Source organism: Exiguobacterium sp. Leaf196 (genome assembly GCF_001423965.1).
Taxonomy (GTDB): Bacteria; Bacillota; Bacilli; order Exiguobacteriales; family Exiguobacteriaceae; genus Exiguobacterium_A.
This window is the reverse complement of sequence record NZ_LMPV01000006.1, coordinates 16,921-43,755: the sequence shown is the minus strand read 5'-3', so window position 1 is coordinate 43,755 and position 26,835 is coordinate 16,921. Positions and strand designations below refer to the sequence as shown.

21 protein-coding genes and 1 tRNA gene are annotated in these 26,835 nt (G+C 46.5%); all 22 read left to right on the top strand.

The annotated features are described in order from the left end of the window. Positions 1-284 precede the first annotated feature (284 nt). The 22 genes from gltB to ASG02_RS06315 all read left to right on the top strand — a co-directional run bounded on the left by gltB (position 285) and on the right by ASG02_RS06315 (position 26,829). A complete protein-coding gene (gene gltB / locus ASG02_RS06420) occupies positions 285-4,757 on the top strand; it encodes a glutamate synthase large subunit (protein WP_056062083.1) in 4,473 nt (1,490 codons plus the stop codon). After that, positions 4,754-6,220, top strand: a complete 1,467-nt coding sequence (locus ASG02_RS06415; RefSeq protein WP_056062080.1) for a glutamate synthase subunit beta — start codon at positions 4,754-4,756, stop codon at positions 6,218-6,220. The genes gltB and ASG02_RS06415 overlap by 4 nt, the downstream gene beginning before the upstream one ends. Positions 6,221-6,378: 158 nt before the next feature. Then, positions 6,379-6,672, top strand: a complete 294-nt coding sequence (locus ASG02_RS06410; protein WP_035407375.1) for a hypothetical protein — start codon at positions 6,379-6,381, stop codon at positions 6,670-6,672. Continuing rightward, a complete protein-coding gene (locus ASG02_RS06405) occupies positions 6,665-8,677 on the top strand; it encodes a BglG family transcription antiterminator (RefSeq protein WP_035407379.1) in 2,013 nt (670 codons plus the stop codon). The genes ASG02_RS06410 and ASG02_RS06405 overlap by 8 nt, the downstream gene beginning before the upstream one ends. Positions 8,678-8,871: 194 nt before the next feature. Beyond that, positions 8,872-10,302 carry a PTS mannitol transporter subunit IICB gene (locus ASG02_RS06400; RefSeq protein WP_035407382.1) on the top strand — a complete coding sequence of 477 codons (1,431 nt, stop codon included), beginning with the start codon at positions 8,872-8,874 and terminating at the stop codon, positions 10,300-10,302. Between the two features lie 28 nt (positions 10,303-10,330). After that, on the top strand, positions 10,331-10,768 hold the full coding sequence (locus ASG02_RS06395) for a PTS sugar transporter subunit IIA (RefSeq protein WP_200934376.1): 438 nt from the start codon (positions 10,331-10,333) through the stop codon (positions 10,766-10,768). Positions 10,769-10,770: 2 nt separating this feature from the next. Then, complete coding sequence (locus ASG02_RS06390; RefSeq protein WP_056062077.1) at positions 10,771-11,913, top strand: mannitol-1-phosphate 5-dehydrogenase; 1,143 nt, start codon at positions 10,771-10,773, stop codon at positions 11,911-11,913. A 246-nt stretch (positions 11,914-12,159) separates the two neighbouring features. Further along, on the top strand, positions 12,160-12,957 hold the full coding sequence (locus tag ASG02_RS06385; protein WP_035407387.1) for a hypothetical protein: 798 nt from the start codon (positions 12,160-12,162) through the stop codon (positions 12,955-12,957). Between the two features lie 68 nt (positions 12,958-13,025). Then, positions 13,026-13,550, top strand: coding sequence for a TraR/DksA C4-type zinc finger protein (locus ASG02_RS06380; RefSeq protein WP_035407390.1), 525 nt, complete (start codon positions 13,026-13,028; stop codon positions 13,548-13,550). Between the two features lie 195 nt (positions 13,551-13,745). Continuing rightward, positions 13,746-15,266 (top strand): aldehyde dehydrogenase, encoded by a 1,521-nt coding sequence (gene adh / locus ASG02_RS06375; protein ID WP_056062075.1) that lies wholly within the window; start codon positions 13,746-13,748, stop codon positions 15,264-15,266. 22 nt (positions 15,267-15,288) lie between these two features. Then, positions 15,289-15,651, top strand: a complete 363-nt coding sequence (locus ASG02_RS06370; RefSeq protein WP_023468555.1) for a DUF779 domain-containing protein — start codon at positions 15,289-15,291, stop codon at positions 15,649-15,651. Positions 15,652-15,838: 187 nt separating this feature from the next. Further along, the gene (locus ASG02_RS06365; protein WP_035407398.1) at positions 15,839-16,849 is read left to right on the top strand and encodes a S66 peptidase family protein; all 1,011 of its coding nucleotides are present in this window, start codon (positions 15,839-15,841) and stop codon (positions 16,847-16,849) included. Positions 16,850-16,864: 15 nt separating this feature from the next. Then, positions 16,865-17,206: a hypothetical protein gene (locus ASG02_RS06360; RefSeq protein ID WP_023468553.1), complete on the top strand. Its 342-nt coding sequence runs from the start codon at positions 16,865-16,867 to the stop codon at positions 17,204-17,206. A gap of 21 nt (positions 17,207-17,227) precedes the next feature. Then, the gene (locus ASG02_RS06355; protein WP_029341930.1) at positions 17,228-18,160 is read left to right on the top strand and encodes an alpha/beta hydrolase; all 933 of its coding nucleotides are present in this window, start codon (positions 17,228-17,230) and stop codon (positions 18,158-18,160) included. Between the two features lie 42 nt (positions 18,161-18,202). Continuing rightward, a tRNA-Leu gene (locus ASG02_RS06350) sits at positions 18,203-18,286 on the top strand. A gap of 202 nt (positions 18,287-18,488) precedes the next feature. Further along, on the top strand, positions 18,489-19,256 hold the full coding sequence (locus ASG02_RS06345; RefSeq protein ID WP_035407400.1) for a transporter substrate-binding domain-containing protein: 768 nt from the start codon (positions 18,489-18,491) through the stop codon (positions 19,254-19,256). Between the two features lie 31 nt (positions 19,257-19,287). After that, positions 19,288-19,932: an amino acid ABC transporter permease gene (locus ASG02_RS06340; protein ID WP_035407403.1), complete on the top strand. Its 645-nt coding sequence runs from the start codon at positions 19,288-19,290 to the stop codon at positions 19,930-19,932. Further along, positions 19,929-20,657 (top strand): amino acid ABC transporter ATP-binding protein, encoded by a 729-nt coding sequence (locus ASG02_RS06335; RefSeq protein ID WP_035407405.1) that lies wholly within the window; start codon positions 19,929-19,931, stop codon positions 20,655-20,657. Before ASG02_RS06340 ends, ASG02_RS06335 begins: the two co-directional genes overlap by 4 nt. Before the next feature lie 313 nt (positions 20,658-20,970). Continuing rightward, a complete protein-coding gene (locus ASG02_RS06330; RefSeq protein ID WP_056062071.1) occupies positions 20,971-23,811 on the top strand; it encodes a 2-oxoglutarate dehydrogenase E1 component in 2,841 nt (946 codons plus the stop codon). Between the two features lie 35 nt (positions 23,812-23,846). Then, entirely contained in the window at positions 23,847-25,103 is a 1,257-nt protein-coding gene (gene odhB / locus ASG02_RS06325) for a 2-oxoglutarate dehydrogenase complex dihydrolipoyllysine-residue succinyltransferase (RefSeq protein WP_035407413.1), read from the top strand. 156 nt (positions 25,104-25,259) lie between these two features. Continuing rightward, positions 25,260-26,165, top strand: coding sequence for a glycerophosphodiester phosphodiesterase (locus ASG02_RS06320; RefSeq protein WP_056062068.1), 906 nt, complete (start codon positions 25,260-25,262; stop codon positions 26,163-26,165). Between the two features lie 220 nt (positions 26,166-26,385). Continuing rightward, complete coding sequence (locus ASG02_RS06315; RefSeq protein ID WP_035407421.1) at positions 26,386-26,829, top strand: Rrf2 family transcriptional regulator; 444 nt, start codon at positions 26,386-26,388, stop codon at positions 26,827-26,829. Positions 26,830-26,835: the final 6 nt, after the last annotated feature.

Genomic DNA, 26,835 nt, shown 5'->3' with positions numbered 1-26,835 from the left:
CTCTCTTTATTTCCGTAATCAGTAACGCTGTTCATACTTAAAAATACCACGGAATCACATGTTCGGGCAAAACAATACGTGCATAAAGTGTTGGATTTAACTAAAAAAAATATTGAATGAATATCCAAGCATATGTAAGCGTTATCAATGTTGATATATGGTAATTCTACCTCCAGAGATTGATCAAGATGGTGATTATGCATAGTAGCGAATAAACATAAAAGGGTGTAAAGTGTAACTTAACTGAATATACAGAAAATTAAGAAGGCAAGGAGAGTGCTACTATGACATTTCATAAATACCCTGAACAGCAGGGCTTATACGACCCTCGTATGGAACATGATGCGTGTGGGATCGGGGTTTACGCACATCAAACAGGACGAGCGAGTCATGAAATCGTTGAACATGCATTGGCCATGCTTTGTCAAATGGAACACCGTGGTGGACAAGGGAGTGATGCGAAGACTGGAGACGGGGCGGGTATTTTAACGCAATTACCAGATCGGTTGTTTCGTGAAACGGTTCGGCACATTTCCTTCCCTAAAAAAGGGGATTATGGCGTTTTCATGATGTTCTTGCCACGTGAGGAACGGGAACGGATGCGACTCGAACGAACGTTAGAGTCAATCATTTTGACAGAAGGACAAGACGTATTAGGGTGGCGGACCGTACCTGTTCGGTCCGAAGTGCTTGGATCAGGTGCACGTCGTACGGAGCCAGTCATTCGTCAATGCTTCATTGGTGCACAGGCGATGGAAGGATTGACATTTGAACGAACACTTTTTTTGATTCGACGAGCGTTTGAACGTGAATCGGAGCAACTCGGTCTCGAGCAATACGTCTTGAGTAGCTCGAGTGAAACAATCGTGTATAAAGGACTCGTGACGACGGATCAACTACGTGCGTACTTTGATGATTTACGAGACGAACGCTATCAGTCAGGCTTTGGTATTGTACATTCACGTTTTAGTACGAACACGTTCCCAAGTTGGAAACGTGCCCATCCAAACCGTTATTTGATTCACAATGGCGAAATCAATACGTTGCAAGGAAACATTCGGGCAATGCGCGGTCGAGAACGTCGACTTGCTGAGACGACGTACGGTAATCGGGCAGAGGAAGTGTTACCGATATTGGATGAGACAGGTAGCGACTCATCAATGCTTGATAATGCGTTTGAGTTTCTTCATCTGTCAGGTCTTTCTCTCGCTGAGACAGCACTGATGCTCGTGCCGGAACCATTCGAACATGCCGAAATCAGACCGGCGAAGCGCGCGTACTATGAGTATCACAGTAGCATGATGGAACCGTGGGATGGTCCGTCTGCCATCGTCTTCACGAACGGAAAACAGATTGGTGCGACGCTTGACCGAAACGGTTTACGCCCGGCGCGATATGTATTGTTACGCGATGGTCACTTCATGTTGTCGTCAGAAGCAGGAGTACTCCCTCTTCGTGAACAAGACATTTTGTACAAAAAACGATTAGCACCGGGTGAACTCCTTTTACTCGATTTTGCGTCCGGTCAGTTAATCGCAGATGAAGAGATCAAGCGGGAGCTAGCGACACGTCACCCTTACGCGGAGTGGCTCGCTCAAGAAGTCGTTTCCCTCTCAAGTAACGACTTCAAGGAAACACTCATTGAACTTGGAACGAAACAACGGCATTTTGGATACACGCGTGAAGATATCGATCAATACTTGATTCCACTCGTCGAAGAACAAAAGGATCCGTTAGGCGCGATGGGAACGGACATACCGCTAGCGGTCTTAAGTGAACGTCCTCAATCCTTGTTCCGTTATTTCAAACAGCTATTCGCACAAGTCACGAATCCACCGATCGATGCGTTACGCGAAGAGATCGTCACCTCGACGCTAACATGGCTTGGTCGACAAGGAGAGCTGCTGACGCCGAACCGTGCGAACTGTCGTCGTGTTCGCTTAGAGACGCCGATCCTGCGACCAGACGAAGCCCATGTGCTTAAACAATGTGGACTTAAGCAGAAAACGATCTCAACGACGTTCACCGACTCGCTTGAAGAAACGCTTGACATGATCGTTGATGAGGCTGTGACCGCTGCACAAAACGGGTATGAATTATTGACGTTATCGGATCGTCTCGTTCGCCCTGGAACATTACCGATGCCAGTCCTCTTAGTAACGAGTGCGATTCATCATGCGCTGATCCGTAAGGGATTACGTACAAATCTCAGCTTGATCGTTGAAGGTGGAGAAATTCGTGAAGTCCATCATGTCGCCACGTTGATCGGGTATGGTGCGGATGCGATTTATCCGTACCTTGCATATGCGACGCTTGAAGAAGCAGTAGGGGATCGTTTTACGGATGTAGCCAAACGTTATCAAAAAGCAGTCACGGAAGGCGTCGTCAAAGTCATGTCGAAGATGGGCATTTCGACGATCTTCAGTTATCGGGGTGCTCAAATCTTTGAAGCAGTCGGAATCGATCGCTCTGTCATCGAACAGCATTTCACTGGCACGGTCTCTCAATTGAGTGGGATGACGCTTGAGCTGATGGAAGAAGAAGTCCGACGAGCACAACAGGTTGCAGATGAACGGATTCATTTAGAGTCCGGCAGTGTCTTCCGGTACCGTCAAGCAGGAGAACATCATGCGTTTAATCCAGCGACGATTCATTTGTTGCAACACGCATGCCGCACGAATGATTACCGGCTCTATCAAAAGTACGCACAACGCATTCAAGAGGAACCAGCAACGGTGCTACGACATCTGTTGACATTCAAGGAGACGACGGCAATCCCGATCGAAGAAGTCGAGCCCATTAGCGAAATCGTCAAATACTTTAAAACAGGTGCAATGTCATACGGCTCGTTATCAAAAGAAGCGCATGAGACACTCGCGATCGCGATGAACCGCTTAGGTGGTAAAAGTAACAGTGGTGAAGGTGGGGAGGAAGAAGAACGATACGAACACGATGAAAATGGCGATTTCCGGATGAGCCGAATCAAACAAATCGCCTCTGGTCGTTTTGGAGTGACGAGTCATTATCTGGTACATGCCGACGAATTACAAATCAAGGTGGCACAAGGTGCGAAGCCCGGTGAAGGCGGTCAATTACCCGGTGAAAAAGTCTATCCATGGATCGCACGTGTACGTGCATCAACACCTGGTGTTGGATTGATCTCACCACCTCCACACCATGATATCTATTCAATTGAAGATTTAGCCCAGTTGATTCATGACTTAAAACGTGCCAACGATCAAGCCCGGATTAGCGTCAAACTCGTCGCCAAAGGAGGCGTTGGAACGATTGCTGCTGGCGTTGCGAAGGGGTTAGCAGATGTTATCGTCATCAGTGGTCATGACGGCGGAACGGGCGCCTCACCTAAGACGAGTATTCAACATGCCGGACTGCCATGGGAACTTGGTCTTGCTGAAACACATCAAACGTTGACATTAAACGGGTTACGCGAGCGTGTCGTTCTCGAGACGGACGGAAAGCTATTGACCGGTCGTGATGTCATCCTCGCAGCAATGCTCGGAGCGAATGAATATGGGTTTGCGACAGCACCACTTATCGCTGTCGGCTGTATCATGATGCGTGCGTGTCATCTCGATACGTGTCCTGTTGGTGTCGCGACACAGGATCCAGAGCTCCGCAAGAAATTTACAGGATCTGCCGATGATGTCGTCCATTTCATGACATTTATCGCTGAGGAAGTGCGAGAACATTTAGCAAAGCTCGGTGTGAGACGGTTGCAAGATCTCGTAGGGCGTACGGATTTACTTGAACCATCGGAACGACAACGAACGCATTGGAAGGCAAAAAGTCTTGATTTTTCTCGTCTCCTCGTTCATGTGTCACACGGTCCGGCTGAACAACAACAGCATCACGTTGAGCGTTCCTTTGACGCCCGTGAAGTCGCACCGTATTTAGAGTCGGCAGATTTCAGTCAGCCACAGACACTACATTTAACGATTCAAAATACAGACCGTGCGATTGGCACGCAGACCGGTGCGATGCTGACCAGACGATTTGGGGCACTTGGTCTTCCGACGGATCGATTGAAACTTGAACTGCAGGGATCTGCTGGGCAAAGTTTAGGTGCGTATCTCCCACGTGGGATGACGCTTGATGTCACGGGAGAAGCGAATGATTATGTAGGGAAAGGGTTGTCCGGGGGTATCATCGCCGTTCATCCTCCACGTTCGATTTCGTTCGTCTCGTCCGATCAATCGATCATCGGTAATGTCGCACTTTACGGAGCGACAAGTGGAGAACTTTATGTCAACGGTCAGGCAGGTGAGCGATTTGCGGTTCGAAACAGTGGAGCCGTCGCCGTCGTCGAAGGAATCGGCAATCATGGACTCGAGTATATGACCGGTGGATCTGTCGTTGTCCTTGGCGATATCGGAAAAAACTTTGCAGCCGGTATGTCAGGCGGTGTCGCTTATGTCTTACCGCGTAATCCCGAACAATTTTTACAACGTGTCAACCGCGAACTCGTCTCGACTGGACCCGTCACGCATGCCGAAGAGATCACGCGACTGAAGACGTTCATCGAGCGGCACGTCGAACGGACCGGAAGTGAGCAGGGCGATGCGATTCTAGCGAACTGGGATCATGTCATCCATTCGTTCATCCGCGTCATTCCATCGACGTACGAGAAAGTGACAACATTGATGGCTGATTTCGCAAAACAAGGACATAACACTGAAGAAGCGATGTTACTCGCATTCGAGACACATCTTGGTCGAAGAACAGGGGGAGTACGATGAAACGACGCGATCAATTCATGACAGTTGCTCGTTCAAGCGGAGCGGAACGACACCCAAGCGAACGGGTGGGGGATTTTAGTGAATACAAGACGGCTTTGACGGAAGCGGAAGCGAGTCAACAAGCAAGTCGATGTATGGATTGTGGCACCCCGTTTTGCCATGTAGGGGAAGTATTTGATCAAGTGAAGATCGGTTGTCCAGTCTATAACTTAATTCCAGAATGGAATTTACTTGTAGAAGAAGGTCGTTTTCAAGAGGCCCTCGATCGACTGCTTGAGACGAACAATTTTCCTGAATTCACGGGTCGCGTCTGCCCAGCGCCGTGCGAAGGATCGTGTACGTTATCAATTCATGAACCTGCAGTTGCAATCAAGGATATTGAACGATCGATCATTGATATCGGGTTTGAAAAAGGATGGGTCGTGCCTCGAATTCCAATGATACGTTCGTCGCATTCTATTGCCATCGTCGGATCTGGTCCTGCCGGTCTTGCAGCTGCTGATCAGCTGAATCAAGCAGGGCACCAGGTCACCGTCTTTGAACGAGAGGACCGCGTCGGCGGGCTTTTGACATACGGTATACCAGCGATGAAACTCGATAAAGAGGTCGTACAGCGTCGTGTTGATTTGCTTGAAGCAGAAGGAATCCACTTTCGGACGAATGTTACGATCGGCGCAGATATCACGCTCGAGACACTTGAAGCAGAGTATGATGCTGTAATCTTGTGTGTCGGTGCGACGGAACCACGAAAATTGACAGAAGCACCAACGCAAGGAGTTGGTTATGCGATGGATTATCTGACCGGAGTGACACGCCACGTGCTCTCGAAAGAACCGTTGTCTCCTGATCACGATGCGAGAGATAAGGATATTCTTGTCATTGGTGGTGGCGATACAGGAGCGGACTGTGTAGCGACGGCGCTCCGTCAACGCTGCCGCTCCGTCGTCCAATTCGGCAAGCATGAACAACCGGGTACGACACGTGCAACAGGAAACATGTGGCCGGATACACCTTTGCTTTATTCGATCGATTATGGATATGCGGAAGCATTCCAACAATTCGGTCGAGATCCCCGTGAATACTTGATCGCCATTAAGCGGTTCACGACAAGTGAATCGGGTCAAGTCACCGGTGTCTGGACAATTCAGACGACAAAAACAAAAAATGAATCGGGTGCGGTGATCTTTGAGGAAATCGAAGGGAGCGATCGTTACTTCCCGGTCGATCAAGTCTGGATCGCTATCGGATTCAGCGGTGTGGAAGAGCGTATACTCGAGCATTTAGCGGTTGCATCGGAACGCGGAAAAATCAAGACGATTCGTTATGCGACGAACCGTTCAGGTGTATTTGCCGCAGGTGACGCACGACGTGGTCAATCGCTCATTGTCTGGGCAATTCGAGAAGGTCGTGAAGTGGCGGAAGCCGTCGGTCAATATTTAAGAACAATGCAACAAACTGGCTAAATCACGCAGTCTGGATTTTCTGGCATCTTCAGAAATCCAGGCTTTTTTGTGTTTGGCAAGGAAATCTGCCAGTTCAAAAATAACTATTGATTTTGTTTCAAGGTAAAACCCCGAAACTATTTCTGATATTCTTATAAAATGAAGGGGAGGAATGACGGATGAATCCAGAAATCATCTATTTCGTATGCGAGAGTGGAATGGCAAGTAGTGTCATAGGGGCTACGATTTTTAGAAAACGCTTACTTGAATGTGGGATTACGACAGACGTCAAGACATGTCGAATCGTAGATCTTCCTGATCAGGCATCTTTTATCGTCGGAGAAGCACAACTTATCCATCGACACGTCTGGAAAGCGTATTGTTCTGTTCATCCAGTCGATCGGATTCTGGATCCGACTGCATATGACGTCATCCTCGAATCTTGGCGGAAAAGAGTGAGGCTACATGACTGAATTCACACCACGGGAACACGATATCTTATTTTTCCTCTTATCACGTGAGGAACCTGTTCAAATACAAGAAATCGCGGAAACGCTCGAGACATCGGAACGAACGATTCAGCGTGAACGGGATCGTCTTGCCCAGTCTTTAGAAGACCATGAGTTACGTTTGACATATGTCCGCGGTAGAGGTCTGTTGATTGAGGGAACGGATGAAGCCAAACACGTACTACGGGACCAATTATTGTTATCACACAAACAATTACCGACTGCTGAGGATCGCCAAGTCGAGTTAGCGTATCGGCTACTGCAAGAAGACGGGATGGTCAAATTACAGGCGATCGCCCATGCGATGTACGTGGCACCGAGTACGATCAGCCAGGATTTAGAGCGGATTGATGAGTGGTTTATGCAATATGACCTTGAAATCAAGCGCAAAAAAGGCATTGGTGCCGAAGTCATCGGCGAAGAGATCAACAAACGACGCTTATTGATCTCATTGATCTTTACACAATGGGATGTTCTTGCTTTCTATCGGTTGTTGCAAGGAGATGTCGATCAGTTACCCCATCTGTTACAAATGAACCGAACATCATGGCTTGAGATGATCAATCAAGCGTATGCAGTCATTGCACCGTTGACGAAAGAAGGACGTCTCAATGACCGACAAATCATGCGTGCCACACTCAGCTTAGCTTTACAAGCGTTGCGCAAAGATCAGTTTCCGATGCGTTACGAGTTAAAAGCGTACCCAGTCGAAATTCTCAAATGGGTGGAACGCGTCGAAGAGCGATTACCTGACACATTGTCGATTGCCGAACGTCAATGGTTATCAGAAGAGTTGCGCGCGTTTTTTCAATCGGACGCAGGAGATACGGAAGAACTCGTCACACGCCTCCGTGTGAAACGATTGATTGAACACGTCTCTTTATTATATGGAACGAACTTTACGAAAGATTATGCTTTGGAGCGGGGGCTCGTTTCGCATATTCAATCCTATACGCGTCAAAATAGCGTCAATCCGTCCTATGTCATCAAACAAATTGAACGGGAATATCCACGTCTGTTCGATGCGGTCAAACAAGCAGCATTGTCGATCTTCACAGATGCGACATTTGAAGACGTGGATTTAGCATTTTGGGTCATGCATTTCGGGGCTGTTCTCAGCAAACCGACACCTAAACTACCATATCGCGTTTTAGTCGTCTGCTCTGCTGGACTCGGCTCTTCAAAGTTATTGATGAATCGGTTACGGCAAGAATTTGCTGAACTCGAACATATCGATAACTCGTCGCTGTTTGGCATTGAACGATTACCGATTGAATCGTATGACTTCGTTTTATCGACCGTGCCGTTGCCTGACATCCGCCCACCACATCTTCTTGTCAACCCGTTGCTCCCTCAGGATGAGGTCGAACGGATCCGAAAATTGATTCTTGCCTTACCAAAATCCTTCCAACCAGAACCACGGCAGACGAAAACAGAATGGCTCGATCTCGAGCAATTGCATCGGCTCGTTGCATCGTCGATTCAAGTGTCGAACGGATTTCAAATGGAACGGTTGGAGCGTGTGGACGATGGGATTGAATCGTTATTATTTGAGATCAGCACACGAATGGTCGATCAAGGATTAGCAAAATCAGCTGTTTCACTCTCGGCGCAATTGTTGCGTCGTCATGAGATGTCGGGTCTTGGTATTCCAGGAACACGGCTTGCTTTATTCCACGGACGTGATGCGACAATTCAAAGAGGAGGATTTCTCATTTTTGAATTGCCTGAACCAATCGACTTACTCGGGATGGATCAACAGTTGCAATCCGTCGAACGGCTTCTTGTCCTTGTCGCACCGGAAGAGACCTCGAACGAACTGCTTGAATTACTCAGTTCGATTAGTGCCGCAATCATTGAGAGTCCCGAACAAATGGATCAATTTGAGTTCGGAGAGGAACATGCAATTCGTCTGCTTTTAAATCGAACGTTTCGAACGGTAATTGATCAATTCCTAGGCAATACTTGAAAAACCCCTGTCACTCAATCTTTGAAGTGGCAGGGATTTTTTCTTGGATCAGGCAGGCTTCTTTCCAGTCTGTCCAACTTCTTGGACAAAGACTGAACTAGGAAAGATTGAGTAAGCGCTTGCAATGATCTTACAATAAGGGCATAGCAAAGCAATCATCTTATCAACTCATACACGAAATGGAGGCTAACGCAATGGCGACAGCTCAAAATGGAGCACGGGGTATCCGTGTACAAGTTCAACGGTTCGGTAGCTTTTTAAGCGGTATGGTCATGCCGAACATCGGTGCATTCATCGCTTGGGGGATCATCACGGCACTCTTCATCCCGACTGGATGGGCACCGAATAAGGAACTCGGTGAACTTGTCGGTCCGACAATCACTTATCTCTTACCGTTGCTGATTGGATACACGGGCGGGAAATTAATGCATGACGTCAGGGGAGGCGTTGTCGGGACGCTTGCGACGATGGGGGTTATCGTCGGAACAGAGATTCCGATGTTCCTCGGTGCCATGATCATGGGACCACTTGGTGGATACGTCATCAAAAAGTTCGATCAGTTAATTGAAGGAAAAGTCAAACCAGGTCTCGAGATGCTCGTCAATAACTTCTCAGTCGGAATCATCGGTGGTTTGTTGATGCTCGGTGGATTCAAAGTATTCGGACCACTCATGACAGGTCTTGACGACATCATGGCCGCAGCAGTTGGTGCGATCGTCAGCGCACATTTGCTACCATTAGCGAGTTTGTTCATCGAACCGGCAAAAATCTTGTTCTTAAATAATGCGATCAACCACGGTATTTTAAGCCCGCTTGGTCTCGACCAAGTAAACGAGGCGGGTAAATCAGTTCTGTTCTTACTCGAAGCCAACCCAGGTCCAGGTCTTGGATTGTTACTTGCTTACTCGTTCTTCGGTTCTGGTGCAGCGAAGAAGACAGCACCCGGTGCAGCATTTATCCAATTTATCGGTGGAATTCACGAAATCTATTTCCCATACGTCTTGATGAAGCCAGTCTTGTTGCTTGCGATGATTGCAGGTGGCATGAGTGGTATCCTCACTTTCGTCCTGTTTGATGTCGGATTAGTCGCACCCGCTTCACCAGGTAGTATCATCGCGGTTCTCGCAATGGCATCACGCGGTTCTTACGTCGGATTGATTGCAGGTGTACTTGTTTCAGCATCTGTGACATTTGTTGTCTCGACTGTCCTGCTAAAAACTAGCAAGGCAAAAGAAACGTCGCTTGAAGAGGCGAGCGCGAACGTCAGTGCGATGAAAGGAAAACAATCGATTGCCTCGACACTCGTTTCAGCTGATGCCAAACCACTTGCGGAAGTCGAACATATCATCTTCGCTTGTGACGCTGGTATGGGATCGAGTGCGATGGGAGCATCCGTCCTTCGCAATAAGATCAATAAAGCGGGCTTACCCATCAAAGTGACGAATACGTCGATCAGTCAATTGCCGCAAAACGCCGAACTGATCATCACGCATCGTGATTTGACGGAGCGGGCGAAGGAACAGGTACCAACGGCAGAACACCGATCAGTCGATAATTTCTTAAATGCCGGATATTATGATCAACTTGTTCATGAGATCGAAACAGCAAGAAATAAGATTTCTTAAAGATAGAGACACTCAAGGAGGAATAAACATGACAACGACAATGAACCTTTCACCGGAACTTGTATTACTTGATCAACAATTCGCAGACGAGACGGCAGCCATTACGGCTGCCGGTCAACTCCTCGTCGATCACGGATATGTCGAAGCGGGTTATATCGATTCAATGCAGGAACGTCATGCCTTATCAACGGTCTACATTGGCAACCATGTCGCGATTCCACACGGAACAGAGTCGGCTAAATCACAAGTCAAGAAAACGGGGCTATCGATTCTACAAGTACCGCAAGGTGTAGCGTTCGGAACGGAACAAGCACGACTCGTCATCGGTATCGCTGGCGTCGGTGATGAACATCTCGAGTTGTTATCAAATATCGCAGTCATTTGCTCCGATGAGGAGAACGTCGAGCGTATCGTGGCAGCGACATCAAAAGAAGAAATCATCGCCTTATTGACAGCGGAGGTGTAACCATGAAAGCCATCCATTTTGGTGCCGGTAACATCGGACGTGGTTTCATCGGCTTACAACTTGTCAAGACGGGTTACGAAGTCTGTTTCGTAGATGTCAATACGACGGTCGTCGATGCATTAAAAGCACGACATACCTATGAGGTGGGTTATGCCTCTGAAAGAGGAGGGCGTGAACGGGTCGACGGCGTGACGGCACTTAACAGTTTATCTGAACCAGATCAGGTCATTGCAGCGATTCGTGAAGCAGATGTAATCACGACAGCTGTCGGACCGAGCTTGTTGTCGAAAGTAGCTCCTTTGATCGCGGAAGGGTTACGTCAACGGGATCAACAGACACCTGTCTACGTCATTGCGTGTGAAAACATGATTGGTGGATCAAAACACTTACAAACAGAGGTGGCGAAACATCAACCGGTAGCGGAGAATTGGTATTTCCCGAATGCAGCAGTTGATCGGATTGTTCCACTTCAGCATCACGAAGATCCGTTGTACGTCGAAGTGGAAGAATTCTTCGAATGGGTGATCGAAACGACTGGACTACCGGAAGCCTATCCACGGATCGACGGCGTCACCTATGTCGAGAATATCGAACCGTTCATCGAGCGGAAGCTGTTCACTGTCAACACGGGACATGCAATTGCTTCATACCTCGGAGCACTATTTCATAAAGAGACGATCGCTGAAAGTTTAACGGATCCACGCATCCGTCGGGGTGTCCAGACGGCACTTTACGAAACAGGGTGGTTGTTACTTGAAAAGTACGGCTTTAATCCGGTCGATCATAGTGCGTACATCCAAAAGAATATGAAACGCTTTGAAAACCCGCGAATTCATGATGAAATCATTCGTGTCGCCCGTTCACCGATTCGTAAATTGAGTCCAAGTGACCGACTTGTCAAACCAGCGAAGGAATTGATGGAGCGTGGGATCGAAGCAGATGGATTAGCACGTGGGATCGCAGCAGCCCTAACCTATTTCGATCCAAATGATTCAGAATCTTCAGAATTAAATGCATATATTACGAAACATGGAATCGAAGATGCGCTGAACGCATATCTACAACTGTCAGCAACGGATCCACTTGGATCTCGGATCGTTGAGCATTATGAAGCGATGCAACAACAAGTCAATTCGATTGCTTAAGAATGAATAACTCTGTAAGCTGAACACCTTTCATATCTGTGGAGGGTGTTTTTAGTTTGCGATTTAAATATGTCTTGGTATCAACGAAAAAAGCAGTTTCTAAAAATCTTACTATCACAATTTGATTACAATTTGTATATTAAATTTGGAATATTCGAAAACGAATATTTAGCGATTAAAATACATTGTACGCTATATGAACGGAACATCTCTATTCCGATTTTTCAGGTAAGAGAAGGTGATCATATGTTAAATTATAAAGTGAATGTATATAGATTAAACGGAGCACGACCAAAAGCAACAAAAGGAACCGGACCGAAGCATTTGATTTATTCGAGTCAGTTTTCTTCACGTACACCAGTCCATTTATTGCATCAACTTATCTTGAATCGATTGTTGGTTGAGCAAGAAAAAAACCTAGATTTAACGTATACGATCGAAGTAAATGCGGTACTTGATCAATTCGTGATCGACGTCCGTGTCTTTTCAACAGATACGGTCAGCATCCAAGTCGAGCGTGACTTGATTGAAATCATTGAACGTGAAGAAGTTCGTCATATCCCAGCGCTTGAAATCGGAAAACCGGATTTCGCGGAATTCGCTCACATCGTCTTAAAGGTTAAGGAAGGTGGACCACGCCTTTCACAAGAGGATACGCAACGAATTTTCAATGAGTCTGGTGTTCGAGGACGAATTATCCTGCATAAGGAGCGAATCGATAGTCATGAACCCTCCCATTCGATTCAGTTGTTGATTGGTGGAGCCGAGAAGTGTTTGTACAGTCTCTCGCAATATCAGCTTGATCCACTCTTCCGTAAACATGGTTTGACGATTCAATCCTTGAATCTGTTACCGTTTGATTTATTCATGATTCGCGACAAAATCGCGATGCTGTCTTCAGCAGATGCTTCGCAACTGTGGATTGATGACATCACGACATCCAAGAATGGACGATCACATCAGATTTGTTTTAACGATGGGAATGAATGCATGACGGTTATCTGTGATCTTCATGGATCAATTCGGTCTTATAAGTGTTCGTGATGGTTTAATTCTTCTTCGAATAGGCTACATTCTTAACAGAGGTTCTAACGAAGGGGAGTCGAACAATCATGTTATCTAAACAACAGACGGAAGAATTTAAGCAACGGTTATTGAAGGAAAAAGAAAAGACGACATCAAACATCGAACAACGCGATACCGATTACGATGAAGGTGAATTGTCGAGTTACGATAATCATCCTGCCGATTCTGGCGATGAATTGTTCTTGCGGGAACGTGATCAAGCAATCACGGATATGCAAGAGGATATGCTATCAGATGTGGATCGCGCCTTAAAAGCGATCGAGGACGGAACGTATGGCATTTGCGAAGTCTGTGGAAAAGAGATTGAAATCGAACGCCTTGATATCATTCCAGAAACCCTATTATGCATTGAGCATGCAAAAGAAGAAGCAGAACAAAACGAGAACGATCCGAATTCGCGACCAAGCGAAGAAGATGTACTAGATCCATCTGTCACAGCTCGCGGGAAAGACATCGACGGTGATACGGACGGATTCTCGAAAGTGAGTGACTTTGGTAGTTCTGATACACCGTCTGATCAAGAAGATGGAATCGATCCGACACGGTCTTGACCGGCAAAACATCTCCCGAAAATGGAGATGTTTTTTTTCGAAAAATATCACAAGTATTTACCAGAATTTTTTGACTTTTCATATAATTTTGGTACGATGGTATCGAGAGGACTGTTTTAGCCTATATTAAAATGTAAGCGCATACAAGCATCCGTCTCACTGCTTGACCATTTTAGTTGAGGGAGGATATAACGCATGATTTATGACATTCCGAACAAGCAAGGGTCAAAAGTACAGTACAAGGAACGGTATGAAAACTACATTAATGGAAAATGGACGGCACCAGTCGGGGGAGAATATTTTGATAATGTGACACCTGTTACTGGTAAGGTGTTGTGCCAAGTCGCTCGTTCTACAAAGGAAGATATCGAACTCGCTCTTGACGCAGCACATGCGGCAAAAGAAGCATGGGGAAAAACATCTGTAACCGAACGTTCGAATATTTTAAATAAGATCGCCAATCGAATGGAAGAAAATCTCGAGATGCTCGCTTATGCGGAAACACTTGAGAACGGAAAAGCCGTTCGTGAGACACTTAACGCCGATTTACCGCTCGCGATCGACCACTTCCGTTATTTCGCTGGGGTCATTCGTGCACAAGAAGGTTCGGTCGGCGAACTCGATCAAGATACGGTTGCGTATCACTTCCATGAGCCACTTGGCGTCGTCGGTCAAATCATTCCGTGGAACTTCCCGCTCCTGATGGCTGTCTGGAAATTAGCACCAGCTCTCGCAGCAGGAAACTGTGTTGTCTTAAAACCAGCAGAACAAACACCAGCGAGCATCATGGTACTCGTTGAGATCATCGAAGATTTACTTCCACCAGGTGTGCTCAACATCGTCAATGGATTCGGTCTTGAGGCAGGGAAACCGCTCGCCTCAAGCAAACGAATCGCCAAAATCGCCTTTACGGGTGAGACGACGACAGGACGTTTGATCATGCAGTATGCTTCGCAGAACTTGATCCCGGTCACACTCGAACTCGGTGGGAAATCACCGAACATTTTCTTTGAAGATATCATGCAGGCAGACGATGCATTCTTTGATAAAGCAATCGAAGGATTATTGATGTTTGCGTTGAACCAAGGGGAAGTCTGTACGTGTCCATCGCGTGCCTTGATTCAAGAATCGATTTACGAACCGTTCATGGAACGTGTTTTAGAGCGCGTCAAAGCCATCAAAATCGGAAATCCTCTTGATGCCGACGTCATGATGGGTGCTCAAGCTTCGAACGAACAGATGGAGAAAATCCTTTCGTATCTTGAAATTGGTAAGTCGGAAGGCGCAGAGTGTCTAATCGGTGGAGAGCGCAACATGCTCGAAGGAGATCTCGCAGAAGGATATTACATTCAACCAACGATCTTTAAAGGACACAATAAGATGCGCATCTTCCAGGAAGAAATTTTCGGACCGGTTCTATCGGTCACGACATTCAAGACGGAAGAAGAAGCACTCGAAATTGCGAATGATACGTTATATGGTCTTGGTGCCGGCGTCTGGACACGTGACATGAACCGTGCTTATCGGTTTGGTCGTGCGATCGAAGCAGGGCGCGTCTGGACGAACTGTTATCACCAATATCCAGCTCACGCGGCGTTTGGTGGTTACAAAATGTCAGGGATCGGACGCGAGAACCATAAGATGATGCTCAACCATTACCAACGGACGAAAAACCTACTTGTTAGCTATAACCCGAATAAACTCGGTTTCTTCTAAGTCGGAAAGGACGTGGATGCAAATGGTGGAACGTGTTCAGGCGACAGCAGCTTGTCTTGAGTTGATCGACCAGTTGAGAGAAAAACACGGTCCGTTGATGTTTCATCAATCTGGTGGTTGTTGCGATGGCAGTTCCCCGATGTGTTTTGCGCAGGGCGATTTATTCCTGGGAGATCAGGATAAAAAACTAGGAGAGATCGGTGGTTGCCCGTTTTATATTCATGAAGATCAATATGAGTACTGGAAACATACCCAACTCATCATTGATGTCGTGGATGGTCGAGGCGGAATGTTCTCTCTTGAGGGTGTCGAAGGGAAACGTTTTTTGACACGCTCCCGTGCGTTCACGCAAGAGGAATACGCTGAACTATCAGCATCAAGTTAATGAAGGATATAAACGCGATTTTGTCTAGGCGACTTGTTCATTCAGGTCGCTTGTACAGAATCGTGTTTTTGTTCGTATTACAGCGTTCTAACAGGATAAAAGTTGGTAATGCGGCATAAGAACGGTATAATGAACTCATATTTTGACGAGAAGATTTTTTCACACTATGACATTATAGGGGGTCACCATGAAATATCCATTTTTAGGTTGGACAGGTCACACGATCGGAGTGACGGCGCCCTCCTCCGGATTACGTGAACAGCAACAGGAATGGGTCGAACGAGCAGTTGAACAGGTACAAGCACGGCAAATGAACGTCCGTTTAGGTGAAACGATTTGGTCGCATCAACTTGCTGAGAGTGCACCGGTCAAACAACGCGCCGAAGAATTCAATCACATGATGACGGATGAGACGATTGATGCTGTTATCCCGCCATTTGGTGGGGAACGCGCCATTGATCTTTTACCCGAGTTGACACCAACTGCTTACCAAACAAAATGGTTGCTTGGCTATTCCGATATCAGTACGTTATTGCTCAGTTTGACGCTTCAGACGGGAATTGCGACAGCACATGGTCCGAACTTCGTTGAGCTTCGGAGTAAAGAATGGGACGAGACGACAAGTGCCTGGCGACGGGTTCTCGCGACGCCATCTGGAGAAACCGTCACACAGTGGGCTTCCGATCGTTATCAAACCGCGTGGACAGACGAAGAACGTCCAGCAGGTTCGTTATTTCAGCTGACGGAAGCGACAGAATGGAAAGCACTTGATGAGCGAACAGAAGTGACCGGACGGTTACTTGGGGGTTGTCTGGAGACGATTCGCCATCTGATTGGGACACCGTACGGAGATGTGAAGCGCTTCCAACATGAAGAGATCAACGGAGAACCGATTCTCTGGTACTTCGAGGTGTCTGAAGCGAGTTCTGCCGAGGTGCATCGGACGCTTCGACAAATGGCGTATGCTGGGTGGTTCGACCATGCGGCTGGCTTTTTATTTGGCCGTACGTCTGCAAGGATTACAGAAGATCTGACATGGCTAGACGTGTATCACTATCTAGCCGATGAAACGGGCTTACCAGTCTTATATGATCTTGACATCGGTCATCAGCCACCACAGTTAACGTTAATCAATGGAGCGACGGGTACGGTTCGTATTCAAGGAAAAGATTCACGAATCGATCTTACGTTCAACTAAAAAGGAGAGCACGCAATGGCACGTCGTAAGTTTCAAGCATTAGGCGTTTATAAACGCGTCCATATTAACCCGGAAACACGTCGAATGACGTTACCGGAACCGTTTTACGATGCACTTCGTCTAGAAGATGAATTGCTGATTGCACAAGTCGGAGATGTTCTCGTCATGCGTCGTCCGGGGGAAGTCGTCGAGACAGAAACGGATTTATTGAGTGAACTCGTAGAAGATGGATTCACGGGTACAGAGCTTGTCCAAGAGTTTGCCTACCGGCGTCAGCAACAGGAACAACGATTACGTCAACAAGTCTTGCAGGATGAAGAGGATGACCATGCTGCTCAACTGAAGATCGAGCTATAACGGAAAGAAGGAGTGGGGCAGATGCGTCGCAGAACAAAAATTGGAATCGGAGTCATCGGATCCGGATTAGTAGCAGCGAGTTATTATTTTTATGAGATGGCAATCGCCACGAATCCGAAGCCGTTCTTATCGAATAATCGAGATTTGAGTGATGAGATGGTCCGGTTGATGCAACCTGGACAGACATGGATCAAGGAGCAGCCGCTCGAGCGGATCGAGATTGAAGCAAAAGATGGTTTAACGTTACGCGGACATTTCCTCCCGTCTCCTGTTCCGTCAGACCGGATTGTCATTCTCGTGCATGGATACGGAGGCGTCGGAACGGATTTAGCCGGATTCGCCTATCTGTACCATCAGGCCGGTTTCCATGTCATGATGCCCGATAATCGAGGACACGGAATGAGTGACGGTCATTATATCGGATTCGGATGGCATGATCGTGAAGATTGTCTCAGTTGGTCGAACTATCTGATTGAACGGATTGGACAGGATGCGAAACTGTTCTTACATGGTGTGTCGATGGGAGGGGCGACCGTATTGATGACGAGTGGCGAACAACTTCCACCACAAATCAAAGGAATCATTTCTGATTGTGCCTATACGTCCGTCAATGCTGTTCTTGCGTATCAGATGAAGCGGATGTATCGACTACCACACTTCCCGTTTTTAGGGATGACCAGCGTATTGACGAAGCTAAAGGCAGGTTATACGTTCCGTGAAGCATCAGCGCTGAAACAGGTCAAAAAGGCACAGGTTCCGATTCTCTTCATCCATGGTGGTGCGGATACGTTCGTACCGACAGATATGGTGTATGAGCTGTACGAAGCCTGTCCAACGGAAAAGGAACTGGTCGTCATTCCGAATGCCGCACACGCTATGGCATATTTCGAGGATCCGGCATTGTATGATGACGTCGTTGAGAAGTTCGTCCGGAACATCTTGCGAAATGATTGACAACTCAGTTCGTTACCCGCTATATTAATATCATAAATCAACGTCGTCGTGGCGGAACTGGTAGACGCGCTAGACTCAGAATCTAGTGGTGGCAACACCGTGGAGGTTCAAGTCCTCTCGGCGGCATAAATGATTGAAGGAGGCAATCCCATCAAGGGGTTGCCTCCTTTTTTGATAATGAATAGAAAACGGTTGCATCGAATAAAAATTCAGAAATGTTTATCTTTTTAGAACTTTTCTGGTAAAATACGTTTTAAAGAGGGTACTCTTCAGGGAAAGTACTAAGTGGAGTCGACAATCTTTAACACATAGGAGAGGGGAAACAAACATGAAAAAAGGAAGTATTTTGCTAGCGCTCTTGATGAGCTGTATTCTCGTACTTGGTGCATGTAGTATCGGTTCGAAGGATGAAGGGTCTTCAGAAGGAAAGACGTATAAAGTTGGTATCGACGTCACGTATCCACCATTTGAGTACAAAGACGGGGACACGTACAAAGGAATCGACATCGATCTTATGAAAGCAATCGCTAAGGATCAAAACTTCAAGATTAAATTTGAAGCAATGGATTTCAGCGGTATCATTCCAGCACTTCAAGCAAACCAATTGGACGTTGCCATTGCCGGTATGAGTATTACACCAGAACGGAAAAAAGTCGTCACATTCTCAGACCCATATTTCAAAGCTGGTCTTATTTTAGTCGTCAAAAAAGATGAGAATGGTATTAAATCCGTTAACGATCTTAAAGGGAAAAAAGTAGCCGTCAAAAAGGGAACGACGGGTGCAAAATATGCAACGGACAACGCGGATAAACTTGGCTTCACTGTTACACAGTTCAATGACAGTCCAGCGATGTTCCAAGAAGTAAAGAACGGTAACGCAGCTGCCTTGATTGAAGATTATCCGGTCATCTCATATGCAAACAAACAACAAAACCTTGGATTGAAACTTGTCGGTGATCGACTCAACGGTGATAACTACGGGATCGCTGTCTTAAAAGGTGAGAATAAGGATCTGCTGAAGAAAATCAACAAAGGACTTGCGAATCTGAAAGAAAACGGTGAATACGATAAAATCGTTGACACGTATCTGAAATAAGTCGCAAGGCGATAAGGGAGTGGGATAGCCAATGGAAGTGGTCAAAACCGCATTTCCATTTTTCTTGGAAGGGCTTCAAGTCACATTGTATATTTTCATCATTGCGGTCATCGTCGGCTTTCTGATTGGCTTAGTCGTCGCATTGATGCGGTTGTCACCGTTAAAGATTTTGAACGCAATCGCGATCATCTATATCGATGTCATTCGTGGTACACCGTTCATCGTTCAGCTTTTCTTCATCTACTTTGGACTCAACTCGCTTGAGTGGTTATCGATGGACCGGATGTATGCAGGGATACTGACGGTCGCGATCAATGCTGGTGCTTATTTCGCGGAAATTATTCGAGCAGGTATCCAGTCGATTGATAAGGGACAAACAGAAGCCGCACGTTCACTCGGGATGACAGGACGTCAAACGATGGTTCAAATCATTTTACCGCAAGCATTCCGACGGATGTTACCAACGATTACGAATCAATCGATCATCAGCTTAAAAGATACATCGTTGTTATCGATCATCGGCATCGCTGATTTGACGCAACAAGGTCAAGTTCAGCAATCGACGACGTTTGAGCCATTCATCGTTTGGTCTGTCGTCGGATTGATGTACTTCGTCATCATTTATCTCTTGTCATTAGTGGCGAAGTTCTTGGAACGGAGGTTTACATTACGATGAGTATCATTGAAGTGAAGAATCTAAAGAAATCATTCGGCTCGAACGAAGTCTTAAAAGACATTAACGTCTCGATAGCCGAAAAAGAAGTTGTGTGTGTCATCGGTCCGTCGGGATCTGGGAAAAGTACGTTTTTACGCTGTTTGAATCGACTGGAGGAGATTACGGGTGGAACGGTCATCATCGATGATTTCGACATCACAAATCCGAAGGTCGATATCAACAAAGTTCGGGAAGAGGTCGGAATGGTCTTTCAGCATTTTAATCTCTTCCCGCATAAGACCGTGCTTGAGAACGTCACGCTCGCACCGATTAAAGTACGTAAATCGGATAAGGACCAGGCGAAAAAGCGAGCTTTGGAACTACTCGATAAAGTTGGGCTACGGGAAAAAGCGAATAATTATCCAGGCGAATTATCCGGGGGTCAAAAGCAACGGGTCGCAATTGCCCGAGCACTCGCGATGAACCCGAAAATCATGTTGTTTGACGAGCCAACGTCAGCGCTTGACCCGGAAATGGTCGGGGACGTGCTTGCCGTCATGAAACAACTTGCTCTCGAAGGGATGACGATGGTCGTCGTGACCCATGAGATGGGATTTGCTCGTGAAGTCGGAGACCGCGTGTTGTTTATGGATGGTGGGTATGTCGTCGAAGAGAATGTGCCACAAGCGCTCTTTGATTCTCCACAGCATGAACGGACGCAATCGTTCCTCAGTAAAGTGTTATGATTAAACCGGCGTATCTAAATGCAGATACGCCGGTTTTTTGCTTATTCATAAATTACTGGCTAAGCGCTCATAAGAAAAACTTATACATTTAAGCGTGAGAATTTGGGAATTCGAAATGCACACGCAGGAAAAGAGTAGTAATATAGTAACGAAGGCACTTTCATGGAAGAATGGCACGTTCGTTCCTTCTCATGACGTTTTAGCGCATCATTCATGCAATTTCTTTTGAAAGCGCTAACAGGTAGAGGGCTGGAAACACATTTAGCCGATGCTAAATGTGAGGGGAGAAATATAGAAACGGGGGGAACCGTACATGGCAGGCCACGAGCAAGATCAACAAGCATTTTATGGACCAAACCTTGGCTACATCATTGAATTGTACGAGCGTTTTTTAGAAGACAAAACATCCGTCGATGAGGAGACACGTACTTATTTCGAAGAGCATGGTGCACCTGTGACGGAACCAGTAGTACCGATGCAAGTCGAGACGGGAGATTTCGAAAAATATCTTGCGGCGAATCGTTTAGCGGAACAAATTCGTGCAAAAGGACATCTTGCGGCGGATATCTATCCGCTGAAGGACCATCCGCGAGAAACAGGATTATTCGAACTAAATCAGTTTGGACTGACAGAGGCAGATCTTCGGAAAATGCCGGTTTCACTCGTCTGTCCTGAGCCGCCAGCGGGTGTTCAAGATGCATTTGAAGGCATCGAGCACTTGAAAGCGCAATACACGGGAGCAGCGGCTGTTGAGTTCCAGCATGTTGATGACTTAGAGGAAAAGAAATGGCTCCGTCAAAAAATCGAACAAGGTGCTTTGACGGCGACGCTTGATGCTGAGCAAAAGAAACAATTGTTCAAACGCTTGGCTGAAACGGACCTTTTCGAAAAATACCTGCACAAAACATATGTCGGTCAAAAACGATTCTCGATCGAAGGGCTCGATGCGATGGTGCCATTGCTCGATACAATCGTCGGACACCTCATTTCGAACGGCTCGGAGACGATCAATATCGGAATGGCGCACCGTGGACGATTAAATGTTTTAGCTCATGTACTCGGTAAACCATATGAAATGATCTTTGCTGAGTTCCAGCATGCACCAAATCATGATCTCGTACCGTCTGAAGGATCAATCGGTATCACATACGGTTGGACGGGCGACGTGAAGTATCACCTCGGACTAAACCGGAAACTCGAGCAAAAGACACGTGACATCCGGATGACGCTCGCGAACAATCCATCGCACTTAGAGTTCGTCGACCCAGTCGTCGAGGGCTTCACGCGTGCGGCACAAGATGACCGGACCCAAAAAGGCGCACCACGTCAAGAGCAGGCAGCCGCTGCTGCGATCCTGATTCACGGGGATGCAGCGTTCCCAGGTCAAGGAATCGTTGCTGAAACCTTGAATTTAGCAAACCTCAAAGGATATAACACAGGCGGAACGATTCACATCATCGCGAACAATACGATCGGCTTCACGACGGAACCGACAGATTCGCGTTCGACGCGTTACTCGAGTGACCTGGCTAAAGGGTATGAGATTCCAGTCTTCCACGTCAACGCCGATGAACCTGAAAGCTGTCTCGCTGTTGCGCTACTCGCGAGCGAGTACCGTGCAACATTCAAGAAAGACGTCATGATCGATTTAATCGGATATCGTCGTTTTGGACACAACGAAATGGATGAACCGATGAATACAAACCCGGTCTTATACGATTTGATCCATAAGCATGATCCGATTCGTGTCTTGTACGGAAAGACGCTTGTCGCGAACGGGGATGCGACAGCTGAGGAAATTCAATCGATTGAGACGTCAATCAATGATCACATGAAGGCGGCTCGAGAAAAAGTCCCAAATGTAGAGAAAGAGTATGGTGGGGTCATGCCGGACGTCGTCTTTAAAGGCGTTCCGACGATCGAAACAGGAGTAGCGATCGAAACATTAACTGCATACAATGAAGAATTGTTGCAGTGGCCAGATGGCTTCCAAGTGTTCCATAAACTTGAGAAAGTCCTGAAGCGCCGGACAGATGCATTCTCGACGAAGAACGGGATTGACTGGGGACACGCCGAAACATTGGCATTCGCTTCAATTCTCTCGGATGGAACACCAATCCGATTAAGCGGGCAAGATTCTGAACGGGGAACGTTTGCACAACGGAATATCAATCTTCATGATGTGAAAACGGGAGAAGGATTCTCGCCACTTCATGCTTTATCAACGGCAACAGCTTCGTTCTCGGTCTATAACAGTCCACTCTCTGAGGCGGGTGTTCTTGGCTTTGAATACGGCTATAATGTCTTTGCACCAGAAACGCTTGTCTTATGGGAAGCGCAATACGGAGACTTCGCAAACTCAGGTCAAGTCATCTTTGACCAGTTTATTTCTGCGAGCCGAGCCAAATGGGGACAAACGTCAGGTCTCGTTATGTTGCTTCCGCACGGCTATGAAGGACAAGGACCAGAACACTCGAGTGGTCGTTTAGAGCGCTTCTTGACGTTATCCGGTGAGAAGAACTGGACAGTTGCGAACGTATCGAGTGCTGCGCAGTACTTCCATTTGTTGCGTCGACAAGCAGCAATCCTCGGAAAAGAGGAAGTTAGACCGCTCGTGGTCATGACACCAAAGAGTCTCTTGCGTCATCCGCTTGCGACATCTGACGTCTCTGAATTGACGGAGGGTAGTTTCCGTCGTGTCATTGAACAAGCGGGACTTGGAGAAGCACCAGATTGTGTCAAACGTCTTGTGTTCTGTTCTGGTAAGATGGCAATTGATTTAGCGGAAGCGGTCTCGAAATCAGAGGAGAATCTCGACTGGTTACAAATCGTCCGGGTTGAGGAACTGTATCCGTTCCCAGCGAAAGCCTTACAAGAAGTCATTGCGCGCTATGAATCCGTCGAAGAGATGGTCTGGGTGCAAGAAGAACCGAAAAACATGGGAGCGTGGTCCTTTATGGAACCACGGCTTGAAACAGTCGCACCGAACGGAATTCAAAATGTTCGTTACATTGGTCGTCGTCGCCGTTCAAGTACAGCAGAAGGTGACCCGTCAGGTCATAAAGTAGAGCAAGCGCGTATCATCAATGATGCGCTCACAGCAACGGCTTCTACACCAACAGCACCATCACACGTATCGAATCACACATCATAACGTAAGATAGAAACGAGTCATAGGGGGAGAATACGATGGAAATCAAAGTACCAGAACTTGCCGAATCAATTACTGAAGGAACGGTGGCATCTTGGTTAAAACAACCAGGTGATCACGTGGAAAAAGGGGAAGCCATCGTTGAGCTCGAGACAGATAAGGTCAACATCGAAGTACCGTCAGATGAAGCGGGTACGTTAACGGAAGTAATGGCTGCTGAGGGAGATACAGTCCGCGTCGGGGAAACGATTGCTGTCATCTCTGCTGGTGGCGAAGCTTCAAAACCGGCTGCAACAGAAACAGCACAAGAAACTCCAAAAGAGACACCAAAAGCAGAAGAAAAAGCGGAACAACCAGTGGCTGCAGCAGCGACGGAAAGTACATCCGTTGCAGATCGTCCGATTGCTTCACCTGCTGCCCGTAAATTGGCTCGTGAAAAAGGAATTGATTTAGCACAAGTGGCGACGCAAGATCCACTTGGTCGGATCCGTGTCCAAGATGTCGCGACGTTTGAAGTAGCGCCACGTGAACAAGCAAAACCTGCTCCTACGAAGCCTGCTGCGCCGACACCAGCTCAAGCGGCTGCTCCTGGGAAACCAGAAGAGCGAATCAAGATGTCACGTCGCCGGAAGACGATTGCGAATCGCCTTGTTGAAGTTCAACAAACGGCAGCGATGTTGACGACATTCAATGAAATCGATATGTCTGCTGTCATGGCGCTCCGTAAACGCCGTCAAGAAAAGTTCGTTAAAGAAAACGAAGTTAAACTCGGCTTCATGTCATTCTTTACGAAAGCAGCAGTCGCAGCACTCAAAAAGATGCCATACCTGAATGCTGAGATTCAAGGCGATGAAATCGTCCTGAAGAAATTCTATGATATCGGCATTGCCGTCTCAGCACCAGACGGTCTCGTTGTTCCAGTCGTTCGTGATGCGGACAAAAAGAACTTCGCTGAAATTGAAAAGGACATCATTCAATTAGCGGTCAAAGCGCGTGATAATAAACTTGGTCTATCTGACTTAACGGGTGGTACGTTCACAATCACGAATGGTGGTACGTTCGGTTCACTCATGTCGACGCCGATCTTAAACGGTCCACAAGTCGCGATTCTCGGCATGCACGCAATCAACCTGCGCCCTATTGCCATTGATGCAGAACGCATGGAAAATCGTCCGATGATGTATGTTGCTCTCTCTTACGATCACCGGATCGTGGATGGAAAAGAAGCTGTTACGTTCCTGAAACACATTAAAGATCTTCTTGAAGATCCAGAGTCATTGATTTTCGAAGCGTAATCATTAAAAGACCCGTTTTAGATGCGGGTCTTTTTTCTATGGAATGATATCGTTTTGTCATCAAATCAAAAAATGACGTTAACAGCTTCTCTATATCATCTTCATACAAACAATTTAAGATAAGTGTTGTAAGAATATTTCAAGGGGGAATAGATGATGCTGAAACAAATCGGATTGACGATGGTAGCGGGAGCTGTATTAAGTACAGGACTTCCGACAGAAGATGTCGGTGCACAATCAAAAGGTAAATCGTTACTCGATTCAAATCGAATCATTAACGTTGCTCATCGTGGAGCTTCAGGTTATGCGCCGGAGCATACGATGCCAGCTTACGAAATGGGACATAAGAAATTTAAAGCAGATTACATCGAAATTGATTTACAGATGACAAAAGACGGTCATTTGATTGCGATGCATGACGAAACCGTCGATCGGACGACGAACGGAACGGGTGCTGTCAAAGAGAAGACATTAGCTCAAATCAAGAAACTTGATGCGGGTAGTTGGTTTAATAAAGCAAATCCAACACTCGCTAAAAAATCATATGTAGGATTAAAAGTCCCGACACTCCAAGAAGTCGTGAATAAGTACGGGAAACATGCGAATTACTACATTGAGACGAAGTCCCCTGAAGTATATCCAGGAATGGAAAAGAAATTACTCGATTTATTGAAACGGAACGGATTGTCTAGTGATCGTGTGAAATCAGGACAAGTCTTGATTCAGTCGTTTAGTGCAGAAAGTCTTCAAAAAGTCAGATCCATCGATTCAAAAGTCCCGTTGATTCAATTGATGGAAGCAAAGGAGGTGTCTTCCTTAACCAGTACGAAATTAAAGGAAATCCGTAAATATGCAGTTGGAGTCGGTCCTTCATATAAAGCATTGACACGTGAAAATGTTAAAGCAATTCGTCAACAGGGCTTGCTGTTGCATCCGTATACAGTAAATGAAAAAGTCGAAATGGTTCGCTTGCTTGACTATGGTGTTACAGGTGTCTTCACGAACTACGCGGATCGCTTTAATGCAGTCATTAAAGAATCGTCCAAAAAAATTTCAAAATAATTCAAAGAGTGATTCCTCGTTTCGAAGCGAAATAAGGAATTGCTCTTTTTTTGATGAAATCTCGTATTTTAAATCCAATATTTCCTTCCTTACGTAATCTGTGTAGAGCATGATGACAAATTCGAATTATGAGATGAATAGTGAGACAAAACTATGTAGTCGTTAGAGTGTTTCATGTTACGATAACAGTGCAGTTTTGGGAAGGAATGGAGTGAGGATTGTGAGAATTACACAGTATACGGATTATGGTTTACGCGTGTTGATGTATCTCGGTGTGCACCGGGATGTTATCACACCAATGCCGCAGATTGCCCAGCATTATGGCATCTCATCCAACCATTTAATGAAAGTGACACAACAGTTAGCGAAACTTGGATATGTCGAATCAACGAGAGGTCGCTCAGGGGGACTCCGTTTGATTCGTGATCCAAAGGACATTAACATTGGAAAAGTCGTTCGTGAAATGGAACCGATGGATATCGTTGAATGCTTCGGAAGCAACGGTCATTGTGTCATCGAACCTGGGTGTCGATTAAAAGGTGTGCTTGGGCGAGCATTGCGAGCCTTTATCCGAGAACTGGAACAGCATACACTAGAAGAGTTGCTTGATAATCGTGATGAGTTGGCGCTCTTATTTGCTGCTTCACCCTTACAGCGTTCCTAATCAAAA

Bases quoted from the DNA above. Each gene is read 5' to 3' on its own strand.
- ASG02_RS06335 (WP_035407405.1), top strand. From the start codon at position 19,929: ATGAGTATCATTGAAGTGAAGAATCTAAAGAAATCATTCGGCTCGAAC.
- ASG02_RS06390 (WP_056062077.1), top strand. From the start codon at position 10,771: ATGAAAGCCATCCATTTTGGTGCCGGTAACATCGGACGTGGTTTCATC.
- ASG02_RS06415 (WP_056062080.1), top strand. From the start codon at position 4,754: ATGAAACGACGCGATCAATTCATGACAGTTGCTCGTTCAAGCGGAGCG.
- ASG02_RS06380 (WP_035407390.1), top strand. From the start codon at position 13,026: ATGTTATCTAAACAACAGACGGAAGAATTTAAGCAACGGTTATTGAAG.
- ASG02_RS06360 (WP_023468553.1), top strand. From the start codon at position 16,865: ATGGCACGTCGTAAGTTTCAAGCATTAGGCGTTTATAAACGCGTCCAT.
- gltB (WP_056062083.1), top strand. From the start codon at position 285: ATGACATTTCATAAATACCCTGAACAGCAGGGCTTATACGACCCTCGT.
- ASG02_RS06395 (WP_200934376.1), top strand. From the start codon at position 10,331: ATGACAACGACAATGAACCTTTCACCGGAACTTGTATTACTTGATCAA.
- ASG02_RS06355 (WP_029341930.1), top strand. From the start codon at position 17,228: ATGCGTCGCAGAACAAAAATTGGAATCGGAGTCATCGGATCCGGATTA.
- ASG02_RS06345 (WP_035407400.1), top strand. From the start codon at position 18,489: ATGAAAAAAGGAAGTATTTTGCTAGCGCTCTTGATGAGCTGTATTCTC.
- ASG02_RS06330 (WP_056062071.1), top strand. From the start codon at position 20,971: ATGGCAGGCCACGAGCAAGATCAACAAGCATTTTATGGACCAAACCTT.
- ASG02_RS06340 (WP_035407403.1), top strand. From the start codon at position 19,288: ATGGAAGTGGTCAAAACCGCATTTCCATTTTTCTTGGAAGGGCTTCAA.
- ASG02_RS06385 (WP_035407387.1), top strand. From the start codon at position 12,160: ATGTTAAATTATAAAGTGAATGTATATAGATTAAACGGAGCACGACCA.
- adh (WP_056062075.1), top strand. From the start codon at position 13,746: ATGATTTATGACATTCCGAACAAGCAAGGGTCAAAAGTACAGTACAAG.
- ASG02_RS06405 (WP_035407379.1), top strand. From the start codon at position 6,665: ATGACTGAATTCACACCACGGGAACACGATATCTTATTTTTCCTCTTA.
- ASG02_RS06320 (WP_056062068.1), top strand. From the start codon at position 25,260: ATGCTGAAACAAATCGGATTGACGATGGTAGCGGGAGCTGTATTAAGT.
- ASG02_RS06410 (WP_035407375.1), top strand. From the start codon at position 6,379: ATGAATCCAGAAATCATCTATTTCGTATGCGAGAGTGGAATGGCAAGT.
- odhB (WP_035407413.1), top strand. From the start codon at position 23,847: ATGGAAATCAAAGTACCAGAACTTGCCGAATCAATTACTGAAGGAACG.
- ASG02_RS06400 (WP_035407382.1), top strand. From the start codon at position 8,872: ATGGCGACAGCTCAAAATGGAGCACGGGGTATCCGTGTACAAGTTCAA.
- ASG02_RS06365 (WP_035407398.1), top strand. From the start codon at position 15,839: ATGAAATATCCATTTTTAGGTTGGACAGGTCACACGATCGGAGTGACG.
- ASG02_RS06370 (WP_023468555.1), top strand. From the start codon at position 15,289: ATGGTGGAACGTGTTCAGGCGACAGCAGCTTGTCTTGAGTTGATCGAC.